This is a genomic window from Aquipseudomonas ullengensis, assembly GCF_014174475.1.
Taxonomy (GTDB): Bacteria; Pseudomonadota; Gammaproteobacteria; order Pseudomonadales; family Pseudomonadaceae; genus Aquipseudomonas; species Aquipseudomonas ullengensis.
In genome coordinates this window covers 16,557-37,243 of the sequence record NZ_JACJUD010000003.1, presented here as the reverse complement: position 1 = coordinate 37,243, position 20,687 = coordinate 16,557, and the positions used below count along the sequence as shown (strand labels likewise).

Genomic DNA, 20,687 nt, shown 5'->3' with positions numbered 1-20,687 from the left:
TGCGGGGCTTTTTTATTGCCGGAGACTCACGCCAGATCGAAGCGATCCAGGTTCATCACCTTGACCCAGGCGGCGACGAAGTCGGCGACGAACTTCTGCTGGCCGTCGGCACTGGCATACACCTCGGCATAGGCACGCAGCACCGAGTTGGAACCGAAGATCAGGTCGCTGCGAGTGCCGGTGTACTTCAACTGGCCGGTCTTGCGATCCCGCCCCTCGAACACCTCGGCCTCGGCATCTACCGCTTTCCACTCCGTACTCATGTCCAGCAGGTTGACGAAGAAGAGGTTGCTGAGCACGCCCTCCTGCTCGCTGAACACGCCATGCTTGCTGCCGTCTGCGTTGGCACCGAGCACACGCAAACCACCAACCAACGCGGTCAGCTCAGGCGCCGTGAGAGTCAGCAACTGCGCACGGTCGACCAGCAGCGCTTCGGTGGCTGCACCGACATAGCCCTTCCTGTAGTTACGGAAGCCATCGGCCAGGGGCTCGAGCACAGCGAACGATTCGACATCGGTCTGCTCTTGCGTGGCATCGACACGTCCCGCCGCGAACGGCACCTCGACCGCAACGCCTGCCGCCTTGGCCGCCAGCTCGATACCGACGCTACCGGCCAGCACGATCACATCGGCCAACGAGGCCTTGCCTGACGCTTGCTGGATCTCGACCAGTTTGGGCAGGGCCTGGACAGCGATCCTGTTGACCTCCCAGTCCTTCTGCGGAGCCAGGGCCAGGCGCGCACCGTTGGCGCCACCGCGCTTGTCGCCACCACGGAAGGTCGAGGCCGAAGCCCAAGCCACAGACACCAACTCACTGACCGACAGACCCGATGCGGCGATCTTGGTCTTGATGTCGGCAATATCGGCCGCCGACGGATTGTGGGTAGCGGCTGGCAACGGGTCTTGCCAGATCAGCTCTTCCTTCGGCACTTCAGGGCCAAGGTAGCGTGCAATCGGCCCCATGTCGCGGTGGGTCAGCTTGTACCAGGCGCGAGCAAAGGCTTCGGCGAACGCCTGCGGGTCTTCGAAGAAACGCTTGGAGATTTTGCCGAACTCCGGATCGAAGCGCAGCGTCAGGTCGGTGGTCAGCATGGTGGGCTTATGGAATTTACCCGGGATATGCGCATCGGGAATGATCTCCGGCGCATCCTTGGCAGTCCATTGCTTGGCGCCGGCCGGCGAGGCGGTCAGCTCCCATTCGAACTTGAACAGGTTCTCGAAGAAGTTGTTGCTCCACAACGCAGGCGTCTTCGTCCAGGTCACTTCGAGACCACTGGAAACGGTGTCCTTGCCGTGGCCGCTGCCGAAGTTGCTGTTCCAGCCCAAGCCCTGGGCCTCGATGGATGCGCCTTCGGGCTCGGCTCCCTTGTGCGACTCCGGTGCAGCGCCGTGGGCCTTGCCGAAGGTGTGACCACCGGCAATCAGGGCAACAATCTCCTCATCATCCATCGCCATGCGGCTAAACGTGGCGCGGATGTCCTTGGCCGCGGCGAGATAATCACCACTGGCGTTCGGCCCCTCCGGGTTCACGTAGATCAGCCCCATGTGGGTGGCGGCGAGGTTGTTGTCCAGCTCACGGTCATCATGGAAGCGCTTGTCAGTGCCCAGCCATTGGGTCTCGGCGCCCCAGTTCACGTCCATGTCCGGTTCCCACACGTCCGCGCGGCCGCCAGCAAAGCCGAAGGTGCGGAACCCCATCGACTCCAGCGCGACGTTGCCCGTGAGGATGAACAGGTCAGCCCAGGAAATTTTTTGCCCGTACTTCTGCTTGATCGGCCACAGCAAGCGGCGCGACTTATCAATGTTGACGTTGTCCGGCCAGGAGTTCAGTGGCGCAAAGCGTTGCTGGCCACGCCCGCCGCCGCCACGACCATCAACGGTGCGGTAGGTGCCAGCCGCATGCCAGGCCATGCGGATCATCTGCGGACCGTAGTGGCCGAAGTCGGCGGGCCACCAGTCCTGGCTATCGGTCATGAGCTTGACCAGATCGGCCTTGAGAGCCTTGTAGTCGAGCTTCTTGAATTCCTCGGCGTAATTGAACGCCTCACCCAGCGGGTTGGACTTTGCCGAGTGCTGGTTGAGCAGATCTACACGCAGCTGATTGGGCCACCAATCCTTGTTGGTAGTGCCGCCGCCGGCGACATGATGGAACGGGCATTTACCTTGGTTCGACATTGTTCTCTCCTTCTCCTCATCAGGTCGGTCCCATCGACTGCGGCCGACGATGGAACAAGACTAGACCCGGATTTCTGAAAGAACCAATATATGAAAGACAATGCCGCGATAGTTTTTATCTTTTACAGAAGCCCGCAGCCCCAAGCGTAATTCATCAGCAAGAGCGCAGCGTAGGCCGCCCAACCAGGCACTCAGCGCGCCCTACAGGTACCCGGTACTACCCCCTCGCCGCACAGCCTGAAATCGTTAAAACCCAAAAACAAAAAACCGGGCACTAGGCCCGGTTCTTCGTAGACGGTTAAGTCTTACTCAGCTTCGACTGCTGCGCCGCCGACCGGACGGTCGACCAGCTCAACATAAGCCATCGGAGCATTGTCGCCAGCGCGGAAACCGCACTTGAGGATACGCAGGTAACCGCCCTGACGGGTGGCGTAGCGCTTGCCCAGATCGTTGAACAGTTTACCGACGATAGCTTTCGAACGAGTACGGTCGAAGGCGAGACGACGGTTAGCAACGCTGTCTTCCTTAGCCAGGGTGATCAGCGGCTCGGCAACGCGGCGCAGTTCTTTGGCTTTCGGCAGAGTAGTTTTGATCAGCTCGTGCTCGAACAGCGAAACCGCCATGTTCTGGAACATGGCCTTGCGGTGAGCGCTGGTGCGGCTGAGGTGACGGCCACTTTTACGATGACGCATGGTTCATTCCTTACCAAACTTCAAGTTCGGTGATCGTGACGATCAGGCAGTCGCCTTATCGTCTTTTTTCAGGCTTGCCGGCGGCCAGTTGTCGAGACGCATACCGAGGGACAGGCCACGGGAGGCCAGTACGTCCTTAATCTCGGTGAGCGACTTCTTGCCCAGGTTAGGAGTTTTCAACAGTTCTACTTCGGTACGCTGGATCAGGTCGCCGATGTAGTAAATGTTCTCCGCCTTCAGGCAGTTGGCCGAACGAACGGTCAGTTCAAGGTCGTCAACCGGACGCAGCAGGATCGGATCGATCTCGTCTTCCTGCTCGACTACCACCGGCTCGCTGTCGCCCTTCAGATCTACGAAGGCCGCCAGTTGGTGCTGGAGGATGGTCGCGGCACGACGGATAGCCTCTTCAGGATCCAGGGTGCCGTTGGTTTCCAGGTCAATGACCAGCTTGTCCAGGTTGGTACGCTGCTCAACGCGGGCGTTTTCAACCACGTATGCAATCCGGCGAACCGGGCTGAACGAAGAGTCCAGCTGCAGACGACCGATGCTACGGCTCTCGTCTTCATCGCTCTGACGGGCATCAGCCGGCTCGTAGCCACGGCCACGACGCACGGTGAGTCGCATGTTCAGAGCGCCGTTTTCCGCCAGGTTGGCGATAACGTGATCGCCATTGACGATCTCGACATCGTGATCCAGCTGAATATCGGCAGCGGTGACCACACCCGAGCCCTTCTTGGCCAGAGTCAGGGTGACTTCGTCACGACCGTGCAGCTTGATGGCCAGGCCTTTCAGGTTGAGCAGGATCTCAATCACATCTTCCTGCACACCTTCGATGGCGCTGTACTCGTGGAGTACACCGTCAATCTCGGCCTCGACTACTGCACAGCCAGGCATGGAGGACAACAGGATGCGACGCAGCGCGTTGCCCAGGGTATGGCCAAAGCCACGCTCGAGAGGCTCGAGAGTGATCTTGGCGCGGGTCGAACTGACCACCTGCACATCAATGTGGCGGGGGGTCAGGAACTCATTTACCGAAATCTGCATGGATGCACCTATTTTCTAGCCCTTACTTGGAGTAGAGCTCGACAATCAGGCTTTCGTTGATGTCGGCGGACAGGTCGCTGCGAGCCGGAACGTTTTTGAACACGCCCGATTTCTTCTCAGTGTCCACGTCAACCCACTCAACGCGACCGCGCTGGGCGCACAGCTCGAGAGCTTGCACGATGCGCAGCTGGTTCTTAGCCTTTTCGCGAACTGCCACGACGTCACCAGCTTTAACCTGGTAGGACGGGACGTTCACGGTCGAACCGTTCACGGTGATCGCTTTGTGCGATACCAGCTGACGGGATTCAGCGCGGGTAGCACCAAAGCCCATACGGTAAATCACGTTATCCAGACGGCACTCGAGCAGTTGCAGGAGGTTTTCGCCGGTAGCGCCTTTACGGCTGGCAGCCAGTTTGTAGTAACCGCTGAACTGACGCTCCAGAACACCGTAGATACGGCGAACTTTTTGCTTTTCACGCAGCTGGGTACCGTAGTCGGACTGACGACCACGGCGAGCGCCGTGCTGGCCAGGAGCCGCTTCGATGTTGCACTTCGATTCAAGCGCGCGCACGCCGCTCTTCAGGAAGAGGTCGGTGCCTTCACGGCGAGACAGTTTGCATTTGGGACCAATGTAACGAGCCATTCTTCACTGTCTCCTATTACACGCGACGCTTCTTCGGCGGACGGCACCCGTTATGCGGGATTGGCGTCACGTCGGTGATGCTGGCGATTTTGTAGCCGCAGGCGTTCAGAGCGCGCACAGCGGATTCGCGACCAGGACCTGGACCCTTGACGTTGACGTCGAGGTTCTTCAGGCCGTATTCCAGGGCTGCTTGACCAGCACGCTCAGCAGCCACCTGGGCAGCGAACGGGGTGGACTTACGGGAGCCGCGGAAACCGGAACCACCGGAGGTAGCCCAGGACAGGGCGTTACCTTGACGGTCGGTAATGGTCACGATGGTGTTGTTGAAAGACGCATGGATATGGGCGATGCCATCCACAACTGTCTTTTTGACTTTCTTACGAGTACGAGCAGCAGGCTTAGCCATGACTTATTTCCTGTCGATTCGCGGGCGCAATTACTTGCGGATCGGCTTACGCGGGCCCTTACGGGTACGCGCGTTGGTCTTGGTGCGCTGACCGCGGACCGGGAGGCCACGACGGTGACGCAGACCGCGATAGCAGCCCAGGTCCATCAGACGCTTGATTTTCATGTTGATTTCGCGGCGCAGATCACCTTCAGTGGTGAGCTTGGCGACTTCGCCACGCAGCTGCTCGATCTGCTCGTCAGAGAGATCTTTGATCTTTACCGCCGGATTAACGCCGGTGGTGGCACAGATTTGCTGTGCCTTGGTGCGACCAACACCGTAGATGTAGGTCAGCGAGATAACAGTGTGCTTGTTATCCGGAATGTTGACGCCTGCAATACGGGCCATTCAGTGGAACTCCAATTGACAGCTACCCACGCCCTGGAAGCCAAGAAATAGGGCGCGCGATATTAACGCTGTAGTAACAAAGAATCAACCCGGCAGCGCACTAGCTGCCGGGCTCATTACGCGTAAATCACACTCAGCCTTGGCGCTGCTTGTGACGCGGCTCCGCGCTGCAGATCACGCGCACGACACCGTCGCGGCGGATGATCTTGCAGTTACGGCACAACTTCTTGACCGATGCACGAACTTTCATCAGTAACTCCTAGAACCTTACGGGAACACTGTCAGCGGAGCATGCCGCTGCCATAGCCCTTCAGGTTGGCTTTCTTCATCAGGGATTCGTACTGGTGAGAAACGAGGTGCGATTGTACTTGGGCCATAAAGTCCATCACAACCACGACCACGATCAGCAGCGAGGTCCCGCCAAGGTAGAACGGTACGTTCGCTGCAACCACCAGGAACTGGGGCAGCAGGCAAACAGCCGTCATGTACAGAGCACCGAACATGGTCAAGCGAGTCAGTACGCCATCGATATAGCGTGCCGATTGCTCGCCCGGACGAATGCCCGGAATAAAGGCACCGGACTTCTTCAGGTTTTCCGCTACGTCTTTCGGGTTGAACATCAGCGCCGTGTAGAAGAAGCAGAAGAAAACGATCCCTGCACTAAACAGCAAAATGTTCAACGGCTGACCGGGAGCGATCGACTGCGAGATGTCCTGCAGCCAGCCCATACCTTCAGACTGACCGAACCAGGAACCCAGCGAAGCCGGGAACAGCAAAATGCTGCTCGCGAAGATGGCCGGGATAACGCCCGCCATGTTCACCTTCAACGGCAGGTGGCTGGTCTGCGCAGCAAAAACCTTGCGGCCCTGCTGACGCTTGGCGTAGTGCACCGCAATGCGACGCTGACCACGCTCAATGAACACCACGAAACCGATGATCGCTACCGCCAACAGACCGATGGCGACCAGAGCGAAGATATTGATATCGCCCTGACGAGCAGACTCGAAAGACTGCCCCACCGCACTCGGCAGACCGGCCACGATGCCCGAGAAAATCAGCATCGAAATACCGTTACCGACACCGCGCTCGGTGATCTGCTCGCCCAGCCACATCATGAACATCGCACCGGCCACGAAGGTCGACACTGCCACGAAGTGGAAGCCGAAATCAGTTGCGAACGCGACACCCTGGCTAGCCAGACCAATGGACATGCCAATGGCCTGAACGATCGCCAGGATCAAAGTGCCGTAGCGGGTGTACTGGCTGATCTTGCGACGGCCAGCTTCCCCTTCCTTTTTCAACTGCTCCAGCTGCGGGCTGACGACGGTCATCAGTTGCATGATGATCGATGCCGAGATGTACGGCATGATCCCCAGTGCAAAGATGCTCATACGCTCCAGCGCGCCGCCGGAAAACATGTTGAACAGGCTAAGAATGGTCCCCTCGTTCTGCCGGAACAGGTCGGCCAGCCGGTCAGGGTTTATTCCGGGCACCGGAATATGCGCGCCGATCCGATAGACGATGATCGCCAGGAACAGAAAACGCAGCCGAGTCCACAACTCGGACAACCCGCCATTGCTGAGCGCAGAGAGAGCACCTTGCTTAGCCATTTAGTCCTCGAACTTGCCGCCAGCTGCTTCGATAGCCGCACGCGCACCTTTGGTGGCAGCGATACCTTTCAGGGTTACCGCACGACCAACCTCACCGGACAGCATGACTTTCACACGCTGTACGTTTTGATTGATCAGATTGGCATCCTTGAGCGACTGCAGAGAAACGACATCGCCTTCCACTTTAGCCAGCTCGGAAGTGCGCACTTCTGCGCGGTCCATGGCTTTCAGGGAAACGAAACCGAACTTCGGCAGACGGCGGTGCAACGGCTGTTGACCACCCTCAAAACCCGGAGCGATGGTGCCACCGGAGCGGGAGGTTTGACCTTTGTGACCACGGCCACCAGTCTTACCCAAACCGCTACCGATACCACGACCCGGACGATGCTTCTCGCGACGGGAACCCGGCGCAGGACTCAGATCATTGAGTTTCATCGATTAACCCTCGACGCGCAGCATGTAGTAAGCCTTGTTGATCATCCCGCGATTCTCGGGAGTATCCTGGACTTCTACAGTGTGACCGATACGACGCAGACCCAGACCCTTCACGCACAGTTTGTGGTTAGGGATACGGCCGGTCATGCTCTTGATCAGCGTAACTTTTACGGTAGCCATGATTAGAGAATCTCCTCGACGCTCTTACCACGCTTGGCAGCAATCGACTGGGGCGACTGCATGGCCTTCAAGCCTTTGAAAGTGGCATGAACCACGTTCACCGGATTGGTGGAGCCATAGCACTTGGCCAGAACGTTTTGCACACCAGCCACTTCCAGCACCGCACGCATCGCGCCACCGGCGATGATGCCGGTACCATCAGAAGCAGGCTGCATGTAGATGTGGGAAGCGCCATGCACTGCCTTCATCGCGTACTGCAGGGTGGTACCCTTCAGGTCGACTTGGATCATGTTGCGGCGCGCAGCTTCCATCGCTTTTTGGATGGCAGCAGGTACTTCGCGGGACTTGCCACGACCGAAGCCAACACGACCTTTACCATCACCCACCACGGTCAACGCGGTGAAAGTGAAGATACGGCCGCCTTTGACGGTCTTGGCAACGCGGTTAACCTGCACCAGCTTCTCGATGTAGCCTTCGTCGCGGCTGTCGTCGCGATTATCGCGATCGCGTCTTTGCTCGTGATTTGCCATAACTTAGAACTCCAGCCCGCCTTCACGAGCAGCATCAGCCAGCGCTTTCACACGGCCGTGGTACTTGAAGCCAGAACGATCGAACGCAACCTGGGTAACACCAGCGGCTTTCGCGCGCTCGGCGACCAGTTGGCCAACCTTCTTGGCCGCGTCGACGTTGCCAGTGGCGGCGTCACGCAGTTCTTTGTCCAACGTCGAGGCGCTTGCCAGGACCTTGGCGCCGTCGGCCGAAATGACCTGGGCGTAGATGTGCTGGGAAGAGCGGTACACACACAGGCGTACGGTTTCCAGCTCGCGCATTTTCAGGCGTGCCTTGCGAGCACGGCGCAGACGAGTTTCTTTCTTTACGCTCATTTGCTATGCCCTACTTCTTCTTAGCTTCTTTACGACGGACGACTTCGTCAGCGTAACGCACACCTTTGCCCTTATAAGGCTCTGGCGGACGGAAGTCGCGGATCTCAGCGGCCACCTGACCAACCAACTGCTTATCGATGCCCTTGATCAGGATATCGGTCTGGCTGGGGGTCTCAGCGGTAATGCCTTGCGGCAGTTCGTAGTCCACCGGATGCGAGAAGCCGAGAGCGAGGTTCAGCACAGTACCTTTGGCTTGGGCTTTGTAGCCTACGCCGACCAGCTGAAGCTTGCGCTCGAAGCCCTGACTTACGCCAATAACCATGTTATTGACCAGTGCACGGGTGGTACCGGCCATGGCGCGGTTTTGCTGATCGCCATTGCGGGCAGCGAAACGCAGCTCACCAGATTCCTGGGTCACTTCCACGGACGAATGTACATTCAGTTCCAGAGCGCCCTTGGCACCCTTAACCGAAAGCTGTTGGCCGGCGAGTTTGACCTCGACACCAGCTGGCAGCTTGACGGGGTTCTTAGCAACGCGAGACATGCTTATCCCCCCTTAGAAAACGGTGCAAAGCACTTCGCCGCCGACACCGGCAGCGCGTGCAGCGCGATCCGTCATCACACCTTTGTTGGTGGAGACGATAGACACACCGAGACCGCCACGAACTTTCGGCAGTTGATCGGCAGGCTTGTACTGGCGCAGACCAGGACGACTCACGCGCTTCACTTCCTCGATGACCGGACGGCCTTCGAAGTACTTCAGCTCGATGGACAGCTGCGGCTTGACGTCGCTGCTGATCTGATAACCCGCAATATAACCTTCGTTCTTCAGAACCTGGGCTACAGCCACCTTCAGCTTGGAAGACGGCATGCTTACGACGGACTTTTCAGCCATCTGGGCATTACGGATACGAGTTAGCATGTCCGCTAACGGGTCCTGCATACTCATGGGCTAGATGCTCCTAAAACAAAAAGAACAGCCTTTCGGCTGGAACCATCCACGAACTCGGCAAATGCCAGGCTCAGGAGAGCCGGACATTCTAGAGACCGATCAGAAATGAATCAAGCCCCAAAAGGGGCTTGATTCATAGAAAGACAAAGCCGGCACTAGGCCGGCTTCGCTTTTATTACCAGCTGGCCTTGACCAGACCCGGTACATCACCACGCATTGCCGCTTCGCGCAGCTTGTTACGGCCGAGGCCGAACTTGCGGTACACGCCGTGCGGACGGCCGGTGATGCGGCAACGGTTACGCAGGCGGCTGGCGCTGGCGTCACGCGGTTGCTTTTGCAGGGCGACCTGGGCTTCCCAACGCTGCTCCGGAGAGGAGTTCGGGTTGGCAATAACAGCTTTCAGCTCGGCACGCTTTTTGGCGTACTTGGCTACCGTTTGCTGACGCTTCAGCTCACGGTTTTTCATGCTCATTTTGGCCATGTTCCAAACTCCAATCAGTTGCGGAACGGGAAGTTGAAAGCACGCAGCAGAGCGCGGCCTTCATCATCCGTACGGGCGGTGGTGGTCAGGGTGATGTCCAGACCGCGCAGCGCATCGATCTTGTCGTAATCGATTTCCGGGAAAATGATCTGCTCTTTGACGCCCATGCTGTAGTTGCCACGACCGTCGAAGGACTTGGCATTCAGGCCGCGGAAGTCACGCACGCGCGGCAGGGAGATCGCGAGCAGGCGATCCAGGAATTCGTACATACGATCGCGACGCAGGGTCACCTTGACACCAATCGGCCAGCCCTCGCGAACCTTGAAGCCTGCAATCGACTTGCGGGCGAAGGTTACAACGGCTTTTTGACCGGTGATTTTTTCCAGGTCAGCAACAGCGTGCTCGATGATTTTCTTGTCACCGATCGCTTCGCCGATACCCATGTTCAGGGTGATCTTGGTAACGCGCGGAACTTCCATCACGTTGGCCAGCTGAAGCTCTTCTTTCAGCTTGGGCGCGATTTGTTTCCGGTAAATCTCTTTCAGTCGTGCCATGGTGTTTTACCTATGATTCTCAAGCGCCAACCGGCTTTTGGGTGGACTTGAAGACACGAATTTTCTTGCCGTCTTCGACTTTGAAACCAACGCGGTCAGCCTTGTTGGTTTCGCTGTTGAAAATGGCAACGTTAGAGACGTGCAGAGGCGCCTCTTTCTCGACGATACCGCCTTGAGCACCCAGCATCGGGTTCGGCTTGGTATGGCGCTTCACCAGGTTGATCCCACCAACGACCAGACGGTCGTCAGCGAGAACCTTGAGCACCTTGCCACGCTTACCTTTGTCTTTGCCGGCGATCACGATGATCTCGTCATCACGACGAATCTTTTGCATGACGGCTTCTCCTTACAGCACTTCGGGGGCGAGCGAGACGATCTTCATGAACTTCTCAGTACGAAGTTCACGAGTCACTGGCCCGAAGATACGGGTGCCGATCGGCTCTTGCTTGGTGTTCAGCAGAACAGCAGCGTTGCCATCAAAGCGGATGATCGAGCCATCAGGACGACGAACGCCGTGACGGGTGCGGACCACAACAGCGGTCATCACCTGGCCTTTCTTCACTTTACCGCGCGGAATTGCTTCCTTTACGGTGACCTTGATGATGTCGCCGATACCGGCATAGCGACGGTGCGAACCACCAAGGACCTTGATGCACATAACGCGACGAGCACCGCTGTTGTCAGCGACGTCGAGCATGGATTGAGTCTGAATCATATAATTTCTCCGACCCCTAGTCCTTAGACTTCCACGGCACGTTCGACGACTTCGACCAGCGCCCAAGATTTGGTCTTGGCCAGCGGACGGGTCTCACGAATGGTGACCTTGTCGCCGATGTGGCACTGATTGGTTTCGTCGTGAGCGTGCAGTTTGGTCGAACGCTTAACGTATTTACCGTAGATCGGGTGCTTAACACGGCGCTCGATCAGAACGGTGATGGTCTTGTCCATTTTATCGCTGACGACACGGCCAGTCAGCGTGCGGACGGTTTTCTCAGCTTCAGCCATGATTACTTACCTGCCTGCTGGGTGAGCACAGTCTTCACGCGAGCAATGTCGCGCTTCACTTGCGAGAGCAGGTGAGACTGCCCCAACTGACCCGTTGCCTTCTGCATACGCAGATTGAACTGGTCACGCAGCAGACCGAGCAGTTGCTCGTTCAGCTGTTGAACCGATTTTTCACGAAGTTCATTCGCTTTCATCACATCACCGTCCGCTTAACAAAGGAGGTGGCGAGGGGCAGCTTTGCAGCAGCCAGGGCGAATGCCTCACGCGCCAGCTCTTCTGGAACACCTTCGATCTCGTAGAGCACCTTGCCCGGCTGAATCTGGGCTACCCAGTACTCGACACCGCCCTTCCCTTTACCCATACGAACTTCGAGGGGCTTTTTGGTAACAGGCTTGTCCGGGAATACGCGGATCCAGATTTTACCGCCACGCTTAACGTGACGAGTCAGGGCACGACGGGCCGACTCGATCTGACGAGCAGTCAAACGACCGCGTGCGACAGCTTTCAAGGCGAACTCGCCGAAGCTTACTTTGCTACCGCGCTGAGCCAGACCACGGTTGTGGCCAGTCATCTGCTTGCGGAATTTTGTACGCTTGGGTTGCAGCATTTTGCGTACTCCTTACTTGGCAGCTTTTTTACGAGGAGCGGGCGCTTGAGGTTTCAGCTCTTCTTTGAGGCCACCGATGACCTCACCTTTGAAGATCCAAACCTTCACACCGATCACACCGTAGGTGGTGTGCGCTTCGTAAGTGGCGTAATCGATATCGGCACGCAGGGTGTGCAGAGGCACACGACCTTCGCGATACCATTCGGTACGGGCGATTTCTGCACCGCCAAGACGACCGCTCACCTGGATCTTGATGCCCTTGGCACCAATACGCATGGCGTTTTGTACGGCACGTTTCATGGCGCGGCGGAACATCACACGACGCTCCAGCTGCTGAGCAACGCTTTGCGCTACGAGCAGACCGTCGAGCTCCGGCTTGCGGATCTCTTCGATGTTGATGTGCACAGGCACACCCATTTGCTTGGTCAGGTCCTGACGCAGCTTCTCAACATCTTCACCTTTCTTGCCGATCACGATGCCGGGACGAGCGGTGTGGATGGTGATGCGTGCAGTCTGAGCCGGACGAGCAATGTCGATACGGCTTACGGACGCGCTTTTTAGTTTGTCTTGGAGGTACTCACGAACCTTGAGGTCGGCAAACAGATAATCAGCGTATTGACGCTTGTCTGCGTACCAAACGGAGGTGTGCTCCTTGACGATTCCCAGGCGAATGCCAGTGGGATGTACTTTCTGACCCATCTGATCGACTCCGTTACTTGTCCGCAACCTTGACAGTGATATGGCAAGACCGCTTGACGATGCGATCAGCGCGGCCTTTGGCACGCGGCATGATGCGCTTCAGCGAACGCCCTTCGTTGACGAAAACGGTGCTGACCTTCAGGTCATCAACGTCTGCGCCTTCGTTGTGCTCGGCGTTGGCTACGGCCGACTCCAGCACTTTCTTGATGATCTCGGCGGCTTTCTTACTGCTGAAAGCCAGGAGGTTGAGCGCTTCGCCCACCTTCTTCCCGCGGATCTGGTCGGCGACCAAGCGGGCTTTCTGGGCGGAGATTCGAGCGCCCGACAACTTAGCGGCTACTTCCATTTCCTTACCCCTTAACGCTTGGCTTTCTTGTCAGCCACGTGCCCACGATATGTGCGGGTACCAGCGAACTCGCCGAGTTTATGGCCGACCATGTCTTCGTTCACGAGAACGGGGACGTGTTGGCGACCGTTGTGTACAGCGATGGTCAGACCGACCATTTGCGGCAGGATCATGGAACGGCGCGACCAGGTTTTAACCGGCTTGCGATCGTTCTTTTCCATCGCCACTTCGACCTTCTTCAGTAGGTGAAGATCGATAAAAGGACCTTTTTTCAGAGAACGCGGCACTGTCGTATCCCTCTAGTTACTTGCGACGACGGACGATCATGTTGTCGGTGCGTTTGTTACCACGAGTCTTCGCGCCCTTAGTCGGGAAGCCCCATGGAGACACCGGATGACGGCCACCAGAGGTACGACCTTCACCACCACCATGTGGGTGGTCTACCGGGTTCATCGCCACACCGCGGACGGTTGGGCGAACACCACGCCAGCGCTTGGCACCAGCTTTACCCAGCGAACGCAGGCTGTGCTCGGAGTTCGAGACCTCGCCCAGGGTCGCACGGCATTCAGCCAGTACTTTACGCATCTCGCCGGAGCGCAGACGCAGAGTGACATAAGCGCCTTCACGAGCGACCAGCTGGGCGGAAGCGCCAGCGGAACGCGCGATCTGAGCACCTTTACCAGGCTTCAGCTCGATACCGTGAACGGTCGAACCCACCGGGATGCTACGCAGCGACATGCTGTTGCCAGCCTTGATCGGTGCTGCAGCACCAGCGATCAGCTGGTCGCCAGCACTCACGCCCTTCGGCGCGATGATGTAGCGACGCTCACCGTCGGCGTACTTCAGCAGAGCGATGTGCGCAGTACGGTTCGGATCGTATTCGATACGCTCGACAGTGGCTGGAATGCCATCTTTGTCGTTGCGACGGAAGTCGACCAGACGGTAATGCTGCTTGTGACCACCACCGATGTGACGAGTAGTGATACGACCGTTGTTGTTACGGCCGCCAGTCTTCGACTTCTTCTCGAGCAGCGGAGCATAAGGAGCGCCTTTGTGCAGCTCCTGATTGACCACCTTGACCACGAAACGGCGGCCAGCGGAAGTCGGTTTGCATTTAACGATTGCCATGATGCACCCCTACCTTACTCAGCACTGCTGGCGAAATCGATGTCCTGGCCCGGCTGAAGAGCGATGTACGCCTTCTTCCAGTCGTTACGCTTGCCCACGCCGCGAGCGGTGCGCTTGCTTTTACCGAGAACATTCACGGTATTAACAGCAGCAACTTTCACGTTGAACAGGCTTTCGACGGCCTTCTTGATTTCCAGCTTGGTTGCGTCAGTGGCAACCTTGAAAACGAATTGGCTCTTGCCGTCCGCCAGCACAGTGGCTTTCTCGGAGACATGCGGGCCAACCAGCACTTTGAATACGCGTTCCTGGTTCATCCCAGCAGCTCCTCGAATTTCTTCACGGCGGACACGGTGACCAGCACCTTGTCGTAGGCGATCAGGCTGACAGGATCGGAACCTTGAACGTCGCGTACGTCGACGTGCGGCAGGTTGCGCGCAGCCAGGTACAGATTCTCGTCGATAGCATCGGACACGATCAGAACGTCGTTCAGACCCATGCCATTCAGCTTGTCCAGGAGAACCTTGGTTTTCGGTGCATCAACAGCGAAATCTTCCACGACAACCAGACGATCCAGACGGACCAACTCGGAGAGGATCGAGCGCAGAGCGGCGCGATACATCTTCTTGTTGAGCTTCTGGTCATGGTTCTGCGGACGAGCTGCGAAGGTCACACCACCGCCACGCCAGATCGGACCACGAGTGGTACCAGCACGAGCACGACCAGTGCCCTTCTGACGCCACGGACGCTTGCCACCACCGGACACGTCGGAACGGGTCTTCTGCTGCTTGCTGCCCTGGCGGCCGCCAGCCATGTAAGCGACAACGGCCTGGTGAACCAGGGTCTCGTTGTATTCGCTACCGAAGGTCGCTTCGGAGACTTCGATCGCCTGAGCGTTAGTTACATTCAATTGCATCTCAGCATCTCCCCTTAACCGCGAGCCTTGACAGCCGGACGCACAACCAGATTGCCGCCAGTAGCGCCAGGAACGGCACCTTTGATCAGCAGCAGGTTGCGTTCAGCGTCGACGCGCACAACTTCCAGGGACTGCACGGTCACGCGCTCAGCGCCCATATGACCGGACATTTTCTTGCCCTTGAATACACGACCAGGAGTCTGGCACTGGCCGATGGAGCCCGGGACGCGGTGCGAGAGGGAGTTGCCGTGGGTATTGTCTTGACCGCGGAAGTTCCAGCGCTTGATGGTACCGGCAAAGCCTTTACCCTTGGACTCACCGGTGACATCCACCAGCTGACCAGCTTGGAACAACTCAGCAGTAATCTGATCGCCAGCCTGGTACTCGCCTTCTGCAAGACGGAATTCCCAGACGCCACGACCAGCAGCGACATTAGCCTTGGCGAAATGACCAGCCTGAGCCTTGGTTACGCGGGAAGCACGACGCTCACCAACGGTCACCTGCACAGCGCGATAGCCATCGCTTTCTTCAGTTTTGAATTGGGTGACGCGATTCGGCTCGATCTCAATGACCGTAACCGGAATGGAGACACCTTCTTCGGTGAAAATACGGGTCATACCCGCTTTTCGACCGACTACACCAATAGTCATGTTGTAAACCTCATGAGTGTACGGGGCTTTCACCCGCTATGGCCGCCCATTTCAGAGCGTTACACGACTAAAACCCCAAGGTTTTAGCCGAGGCTGATCTGCACTTCCACGCCAGCCGCAAGGTCGAGCTTCATCAGCGCATCAACGGTTTTATCCGTCGGCTGGACGATGTCCAGAACACGCTTATGAGTGCGAATCTCGTACTGATCACGCGCGTCTTTGTTGACGTGCGGGGAGGTCAGTACAGTGAAACGCTCCTTGCGAGTAGGCAGAGGAATAGGACCACGCACCTGAGCACCAGTACGTTTCGCGGTTTCCACGATTTCCTGGGTGGATTGATCGATCAGGCGATGGTCAAAAGCCTTCAACCGAATACGGATTTGTTGGTTTTGCATTTTGACCTCAGACTCTATCTCTGCTATCCCCAACGGACGGACTACGCCCGTTAAAAGGAGGCGTGATTGTACGGATGCGCCCAGAGGGTGTCAACTTTTGATCAGAAAACAGAAAAGGCCCCGAAGGGCCTTTTCTTTTACCTCAGTCGTCGATTACTCGATGACTTTGGCAACCACGCCAGCGCCAACGGTACGGCCGCCTTCGCGAATCGCGAAACGCAGACCTTCTTCCATTGCAATGGTCTTGATCAGAGTAACGGTCATCTGCACGTTATCGCCTGGCATTACCATTTCAACGCCTTCCGGCAGCTCGCAGTTACCGGTCACGTCAGTGGTACGGAAGTAGAACTGCGGACGGTAGCCCTTGAAGAACGGAGTGTGACGACCGCCTTCTTCTTTGCTCAGCACGTACACTTCAGCAGTGAACTTGGTGTGCGGCTTAACCGAACCCGGCTTGACCAGAACCTGGCCACGCTCAACGTCTTCACGCTTGGTACCGCGCAGCAGGACACCGCAGTTCTCGCCAGCACGACCTTCGTCGAGCAGCTTGCGGAACATCTCAACACCAGTACAGGTAGTCGTGACGGTGTCTTTCAGACCCACGATCTCGATCGCTTCTTGGATCTTAATGATGCCGCGCTCGATACGACCGGTTACCACGGTACCGCGACCGGAGATCGAGAATACGTCTTCGATCGGCATCAGGAACGGCTTGTCGATGGCACGAACCGGCTCTGGGATGTAGGTATCCAGAGTTTCAACCAGCTTCTTGACAGCACTGGTACCCATTTCGTTGTCGTCTTGGCCGTTCAGAGCCATCAGAGCGGAACCGATGATGATCGGAGTGTCGTCACCCGGGAAGTCGTAGGTCGACAGCAGGTCGCGAACTTCCATCTCAACCAGTTCCAGCAGCTCGGCGTCGTCAACCATGTCAGCCTTGTTCAGGAAGACCACGATGTACGGAACACCTACCTGACGGGACAGCAGGATGTGCTCGCGAGTCTGCGGCATCGGGCCGTCAGCAGCGGAGCAAACCAGGATCGCGCCGTCCATCTGGGCAGCACCGGTGATCATGTTTTTTACGTAGTCGGCGTGACCCGGGCAGTCAACGTGCGCGTAGTGGCGTACGGCCGAATCGTATTCAACGTGAGCGGTGTTGATGGTGATACCGCGAGCTTTTTCTTCCGGAGCGCTATCGATCTTGTCGAAGTCAACGCGAGCCGAACCGAAAACCTCGGAGCAAACACGGGTCAGAGCAGCGGTCAGGGTGGTCTTACCGTGGTCAACGTGACCGATGGTGCCTACGTTGACGTGCGGTTTGTTACGTTCAAACTTTTCTTTAGCCACGACAATTAACTCCTTGCCTAAAGGGCTGAATCAGCCTTGTTTTTTGGTTACAGATTCGACGATGTGCGACGGAGCTGTATTGTATTTCTTGAATTCCATAGAGTAGCTCGCGCGACCCTGAGACATGGAACGGACGTCGGTCGCATAACCGAACATCTCACCCAGCGGAACTTCGGCGCGAATTACTTTGCCGGAGACCGTGTCTTCCATACCCAAGATCATGCCGCGACGGCGGTTAAGGTCGCCCATCACGTCACCCATATAGTCTTCAGGGGTAACAACCTCTACCGCCATGATCGGCTCAAGCAACTCACCACCGCCCTTCTGGGCCAGTTGCTTGGTCGCCATGGAGGCAGCCACCTTGAACGCCATCTCGTTGGAGTCGACGTCGTGGTAGGAACCATCGAACACGGTAGCCTTCAGGCCGATCAGCGGATAGCCGGCAACAACGCCGTTCTTCATCTGCTCTTCGATACCTTTCTGGATAGCCGGAATGTATTCCTTAGGAATCACACCACCCACTACTTCGTTCACGAACTGCAGACCTTCCTGACCTTCGTCAGCAGGTGCGAAGCGAACCCAGCAGTGACCGAACTGACCACGACCACCGGACTGACGCACGAACTTGCCTTCGATTTCGCAGTTCTTCGTGATGCGCTCACGATAGGAAACCTGAGGCTTGCCGATGTTGGCTTCGACGTTGAACTCACGGCGCATCCGGTCAACCAGGATGTCCAGGTGCAGCTCGCCCATGCCAGAGATGATCGTTTGACCAGTCTCTTCATCAGTCTTGACGCGGAAAGACGGGTCTTCCTGAGCAAGCTTGCCCAGTGCGATACCCATTTTTTCCTGGTCATCCTTGGTCTTGGGCTCAACGGCAACCGAAATAACCGGCTCCGGGAAGTCCATGCGAACCAGGATGATTGGCCTGTCAGCGTCGCACAAGGTTTCACCAGTGGTGACGTCCTTCATGCCGATCAAGGCCGCGATGTCGCCAGCGCGCACTTCCTTGATTTCTTCACGGGCGTTTGCGTGCATCTGCACCATACGACCCACGCGCTCTTTCTTGCCCTTGACCGAGTTGATCACGCCGTCGCCGGAGGCCAACACGCCCGAGTAAACACGAACGAAGGTCAGGGTACCCACGAATGGGTCGGTAGCGATCTTGAACGCCAGAGCCGAGAACGGCTCGTCGTCGCTAGCATGACGCTCCATCTGCTTTTCCTCGTCATCCGGGTCAGTACCCTTGATGGCAGGAATATCAGTCGGAGCAGGCAGGTAGTCGATGACGGCGTCGAGAACCAGGGGAACACCCTTGTTCTTGAAGGAAGAACCGCAAACAGCCAGAACGATCTCACCAGCGATAGTACGCTGACGCAGAGCAGCCTTGATTTCCGCGTTGGTGAGCTCTTCACCTTCGAGGTACTTGTTCATCAGCTCTTCGCTGGCTTCGGCAGCAGCCTCAACCATGTTGCTGCGCCACTCATCAGCCAGATCCTGCAGCTCAGCCGGGATAGCTTCGCGACGAGGAGTCATGCCTTTGTCGGCATCGTTCCAGTAAACAGCTTCCATGGACATCAGATCGATCTGACCCTGGAAGTTGTCTTCTGCACCAATGGCCAGCTGGATCGGCACCGGAGTGTGGCCCAGACGCTGCTTGATCTGACCGATCACGCGCAGGAAGTCCGCGCCAGCACGGTCCATCTTGTTCACGTAAACGATACGTGGAACGCCGTACTTGTTGGCCTGGCGCCATACGGTTTCCGACTGCGGCTCAACGCCCGAAGTACCGCAGAACACCACGACCGCACCGTCGAGTACGCGCAGCGAGCGCTCTACTTCGATGGTGAAGTCAACGTGCCCGGGGGTATCGATGACGTTGAAGCGGTAGTCATTCGGGTGCTGCTTCTCGGAACCCTTCCAGAAGGCGGTGATGGCAGCAGAAGTAATGGTGATACCACGCTCCTGCTCCTGCACCATCCAGTCTGTGGTCGCGGCGCCGTCATGCACCTCACCCATCTTGTGACTTTTGCCTGTATAGAACAGGACGCGCTCGGTGGTCGTGGTTTTACCCGCGTCCACGTGAGCCACGATACCGATGTTACGGTAGCGGTTAATCGGTGTAGTACGAGCCATAAAGCCCTCGCAAATTTAGAAGCGCTGAAATTAGAAGCGGTAGTGCGAGAAAGCCTTGTTGGCCTCAGCCATACGGTGCACGTCTTCACGCTTCTTAACTGCAGCACCTTTGCCCTCAGCAGCATCCAGCAGCTCGCCAGCCAAACGCAGAGCCATGGACTTCTCGCCACGCTTACGGGCGTAGTCCACCAGCCAGCGCATGGCCAGAGCGTTACGACGGGACGGGCGAACTTCGACCGGAACCTGGTAAGTCGCACCGCCAACACGGCGGGACTTCACTTCGACCAGCGGAGCGATGGCGTCGAGAGCTTTCTCGAAGATCTCCAGGGGATCGCTGTTCTTGCGCGCTTTAACAGTTTCCAGGGCACCGTAAACGATGCGCTCGGCCACTGCTTTTTTGCCGCTTTCCATCACGTGGTTCATGAATTTGGCGAGAATCAGGCTTCCGTATTTCGGATCGTCCAGAATCTCACGCTTAGCTGCTACACGACGTCTTGGCATGATAAGCCCTCAAACGGTCTTCAGGTTAGCCCGGGACCATAACCATCCGGTTACGCCCGACCTTACTCTTATCGACTCAATAAAAAGAAAAATGGCGAGCCGAATTACTTCGGACGCTTGGTACCGTACTTCGAGCGACCCTGCTTACGGTCTTTAACGCCGGTGGTATCCAGCGAACCGCGAACAGTGTGGTAGCGCACACCAGGAAGGTCTTTTACACGACCGCCACGGATCAGCACGACGCTGTGCTCTTGCAGGTTGTGACCTTCACCGCCGATGTAGGAGGTGACTTCAAAACCGTTGGTCAGACGAACACGGCACACTTTACGCAGTGCGGAGTTCGGTTTTTTCGGCGTAGTGGTGTACACACGGGTGCACACGCCACGACGTTGCGGGCAGTTTTGCAGCGCAGGCACGTCGGATTTCTCGACGATACGCTTACGCGGCTGACGTACCAGCTGGTTGATAGTTGCCATCTACTAGCTCCACTGTTGTCTTTCGACGCTATTTATTACAAC

The 20,687-nt window shown here is 57.2% G+C and carries 33 protein-coding genes; all 33 read right to left on the bottom strand.

The features are described from left to right. Window positions 1–26: 26 nt before the first annotated feature. Window positions 27–2,174: a catalase/peroxidase HPI gene (gene katG, locus H3H51_RS09545; protein WP_183088820.1), complete on the bottom strand. Its 2,148-nt coding sequence runs from the start codon at window positions 2,172–2,174 to the stop codon at window positions 27–29. Between the two features lie 305 nt (window positions 2,175–2,479). Continuing rightward, a complete protein-coding gene (gene rplQ, locus H3H51_RS09540) occupies window positions 2,480–2,866 on the bottom strand; it encodes a 50S ribosomal protein L17 (protein WP_183088819.1) in 387 nt (128 codons plus the stop codon). Window positions 2,867–2,908: 42 nt separating this feature from the next. Further along, window positions 2,909–3,910: a DNA-directed RNA polymerase subunit alpha gene (locus H3H51_RS09535; protein ID WP_183088818.1), complete on the bottom strand. Its 1,002-nt coding sequence runs from the start codon at window positions 3,908–3,910 to the stop codon at window positions 2,909–2,911. A gap of 22 nt (window positions 3,911–3,932) precedes the next feature. After that, complete coding sequence (gene rpsD, locus H3H51_RS09530) at window positions 3,933–4,553, bottom strand: 30S ribosomal protein S4 (RefSeq protein WP_183088817.1); 621 nt, start codon at window positions 4,551–4,553, stop codon at window positions 3,933–3,935. Window positions 4,554–4,569: 16 nt separating this feature from the next. Beyond that, entirely contained in the window at window positions 4,570–4,959 is a 390-nt protein-coding gene (gene rpsK / locus H3H51_RS09525) for a 30S ribosomal protein S11 (RefSeq protein WP_021702690.1), read from the bottom strand. A gap of 30 nt (window positions 4,960–4,989) precedes the next feature. After that, window positions 4,990–5,346 carry a 30S ribosomal protein S13 gene (gene rpsM / locus H3H51_RS09520; protein WP_183088816.1) on the bottom strand — a complete coding sequence of 119 codons (357 nt, stop codon included), beginning with the start codon at window positions 5,344–5,346 and terminating at the stop codon, window positions 4,990–4,992. Between the two features lie 133 nt (window positions 5,347–5,479). Next, window positions 5,480–5,596, bottom strand: coding sequence for a 50S ribosomal protein L36 (gene rpmJ, locus H3H51_RS09515; RefSeq protein WP_003281814.1), 117 nt, complete (start codon window positions 5,594–5,596; stop codon window positions 5,480–5,482). Between the two features lie 31 nt (window positions 5,597–5,627). Further along, complete coding sequence (gene secY / locus H3H51_RS09510) at window positions 5,628–6,956, bottom strand: preprotein translocase subunit SecY (RefSeq protein WP_183088815.1); 1,329 nt, start codon at window positions 6,954–6,956, stop codon at window positions 5,628–5,630. Next, a complete protein-coding gene (rplO, locus tag H3H51_RS09505) occupies window positions 6,957–7,391 on the bottom strand; it encodes a 50S ribosomal protein L15 (RefSeq protein WP_183088814.1) in 435 nt (144 codons plus the stop codon). 3 nt (window positions 7,392–7,394) lie between these two features. Further along, window positions 7,395–7,571 (bottom strand): 50S ribosomal protein L30, encoded by a 177-nt coding sequence (gene rpmD, locus H3H51_RS09500; protein WP_003176408.1) that lies wholly within the window; start codon window positions 7,569–7,571, stop codon window positions 7,395–7,397. A gap of 2 nt (window positions 7,572–7,573) precedes the next feature. After that, window positions 7,574–8,101, bottom strand: a complete 528-nt coding sequence (gene rpsE, locus H3H51_RS09495; protein WP_183088813.1) for a 30S ribosomal protein S5 — start codon at window positions 8,099–8,101, stop codon at window positions 7,574–7,576. Window positions 8,102–8,104: 3 nt separating this feature from the next. Further along, window positions 8,105–8,455: a 50S ribosomal protein L18 gene (gene rplR, locus H3H51_RS09490; RefSeq protein ID WP_183088812.1), complete on the bottom strand. Its 351-nt coding sequence runs from the start codon at window positions 8,453–8,455 to the stop codon at window positions 8,105–8,107. A gap of 10 nt (window positions 8,456–8,465) precedes the next feature. Then, window positions 8,466–8,999, bottom strand: coding sequence for a 50S ribosomal protein L6 (rplF, locus tag H3H51_RS09485; protein WP_183088811.1), 534 nt, complete (start codon window positions 8,997–8,999; stop codon window positions 8,466–8,468). A 12-nt stretch (window positions 9,000–9,011) separates the two neighbouring features. Next, window positions 9,012–9,404 (bottom strand): 30S ribosomal protein S8, encoded by a 393-nt coding sequence (gene rpsH / locus H3H51_RS09480; RefSeq protein WP_183088810.1) that lies wholly within the window; start codon window positions 9,402–9,404, stop codon window positions 9,012–9,014. A 178-nt stretch (window positions 9,405–9,582) separates the two neighbouring features. Beyond that, window positions 9,583–9,888 (bottom strand): 30S ribosomal protein S14, encoded by a 306-nt coding sequence (gene rpsN / locus H3H51_RS09475; RefSeq protein ID WP_183088809.1) that lies wholly within the window; start codon window positions 9,886–9,888, stop codon window positions 9,583–9,585. A gap of 14 nt (window positions 9,889–9,902) precedes the next feature. After that, the gene (gene rplE / locus H3H51_RS09470) at window positions 9,903–10,442 is read right to left on the bottom strand and encodes a 50S ribosomal protein L5 (RefSeq protein ID WP_183088808.1); all 540 of its coding nucleotides are present in this window, start codon (window positions 10,440–10,442) and stop codon (window positions 9,903–9,905) included. A 19-nt stretch (window positions 10,443–10,461) separates the two neighbouring features. After that, window positions 10,462–10,776, bottom strand: coding sequence for a 50S ribosomal protein L24 (gene rplX, locus H3H51_RS09465; protein WP_068829019.1), 315 nt, complete (start codon window positions 10,774–10,776; stop codon window positions 10,462–10,464). Window positions 10,777–10,788: 12 nt separating this feature from the next. Next, window positions 10,789–11,157: a 50S ribosomal protein L14 gene (gene rplN / locus H3H51_RS09460; protein WP_183088807.1), complete on the bottom strand. Its 369-nt coding sequence runs from the start codon at window positions 11,155–11,157 to the stop codon at window positions 10,789–10,791. Between the two features lie 23 nt (window positions 11,158–11,180). Next, window positions 11,181–11,447 (bottom strand): 30S ribosomal protein S17, encoded by a 267-nt coding sequence (gene rpsQ / locus H3H51_RS09455; protein ID WP_160082932.1) that lies wholly within the window; start codon window positions 11,445–11,447, stop codon window positions 11,181–11,183. A gap of 2 nt (window positions 11,448–11,449) precedes the next feature. Next, complete coding sequence (gene rpmC / locus H3H51_RS09450) at window positions 11,450–11,641, bottom strand: 50S ribosomal protein L29 (RefSeq protein WP_160082934.1); 192 nt, start codon at window positions 11,639–11,641, stop codon at window positions 11,450–11,452. Next, entirely contained in the window at window positions 11,641–12,054 is a 414-nt protein-coding gene (gene rplP / locus H3H51_RS09445) for a 50S ribosomal protein L16 (protein WP_160082936.1), read from the bottom strand. Before rplP ends, rpmC begins: the two co-directional genes overlap by 1 nt. Window positions 12,055–12,066: 12 nt before the next feature. Next, window positions 12,067–12,753: a 30S ribosomal protein S3 gene (gene rpsC, locus H3H51_RS09440; protein WP_160082938.1), complete on the bottom strand. Its 687-nt coding sequence runs from the start codon at window positions 12,751–12,753 to the stop codon at window positions 12,067–12,069. 13 nt (window positions 12,754–12,766) lie between these two features. Further along, window positions 12,767–13,099: a 50S ribosomal protein L22 gene (gene rplV / locus H3H51_RS09435; protein WP_003210077.1), complete on the bottom strand. Its 333-nt coding sequence runs from the start codon at window positions 13,097–13,099 to the stop codon at window positions 12,767–12,769. 11 nt (window positions 13,100–13,110) lie between these two features. Beyond that, window positions 13,111–13,386, bottom strand: a complete 276-nt coding sequence (rpsS, locus tag H3H51_RS09430) for a 30S ribosomal protein S19 (RefSeq protein ID WP_173203038.1) — start codon at window positions 13,384–13,386, stop codon at window positions 13,111–13,113. Window positions 13,387–13,402: 16 nt separating this feature from the next. Next, a complete protein-coding gene (rplB, locus tag H3H51_RS09425; RefSeq protein WP_183088806.1) occupies window positions 13,403–14,227 on the bottom strand; it encodes a 50S ribosomal protein L2 in 825 nt (274 codons plus the stop codon). A 14-nt stretch (window positions 14,228–14,241) separates the two neighbouring features. Then, entirely contained in the window at window positions 14,242–14,541 is a 300-nt protein-coding gene (gene rplW, locus H3H51_RS09420; RefSeq protein ID WP_160082942.1) for a 50S ribosomal protein L23, read from the bottom strand. Next, window positions 14,538–15,140 (bottom strand): 50S ribosomal protein L4, encoded by a 603-nt coding sequence (gene rplD / locus H3H51_RS09415; RefSeq protein ID WP_183088805.1) that lies wholly within the window; start codon window positions 15,138–15,140, stop codon window positions 14,538–14,540. Before rplD ends, rplW begins: the two co-directional genes overlap by 4 nt. Before the next feature lie 14 nt (window positions 15,141–15,154). After that, on the bottom strand, window positions 15,155–15,790 hold the full coding sequence (gene rplC / locus H3H51_RS09410; RefSeq protein ID WP_183088804.1) for a 50S ribosomal protein L3: 636 nt from the start codon (window positions 15,788–15,790) through the stop codon (window positions 15,155–15,157). An 83-nt stretch (window positions 15,791–15,873) separates the two neighbouring features. Further along, window positions 15,874–16,185, bottom strand: a complete 312-nt coding sequence (gene rpsJ, locus H3H51_RS09405; RefSeq protein WP_013789756.1) for a 30S ribosomal protein S10 — start codon at window positions 16,183–16,185, stop codon at window positions 15,874–15,876. 153 nt (window positions 16,186–16,338) lie between these two features. After that, complete coding sequence (gene tuf / locus H3H51_RS09400; protein WP_183088794.1) at window positions 16,339–17,532, bottom strand: elongation factor Tu; 1,194 nt, start codon at window positions 17,530–17,532, stop codon at window positions 16,339–16,341. A 30-nt stretch (window positions 17,533–17,562) separates the two neighbouring features. Beyond that, on the bottom strand, window positions 17,563–19,668 hold the full coding sequence (fusA, locus tag H3H51_RS09395; protein ID WP_183088803.1) for an elongation factor G: 2,106 nt from the start codon (window positions 19,666–19,668) through the stop codon (window positions 17,563–17,565). 30 nt (window positions 19,669–19,698) lie between these two features. Next, on the bottom strand, window positions 19,699–20,169 hold the full coding sequence (gene rpsG, locus H3H51_RS09390; protein WP_173203028.1) for a 30S ribosomal protein S7: 471 nt from the start codon (window positions 20,167–20,169) through the stop codon (window positions 19,699–19,701). Between the two features lie 104 nt (window positions 20,170–20,273). Continuing rightward, window positions 20,274–20,645, bottom strand: coding sequence for a 30S ribosomal protein S12 (rpsL, locus tag H3H51_RS09385; protein ID WP_021217014.1), 372 nt, complete (start codon window positions 20,643–20,645; stop codon window positions 20,274–20,276). Window positions 20,646–20,687 lie beyond the last annotated feature (42 nt).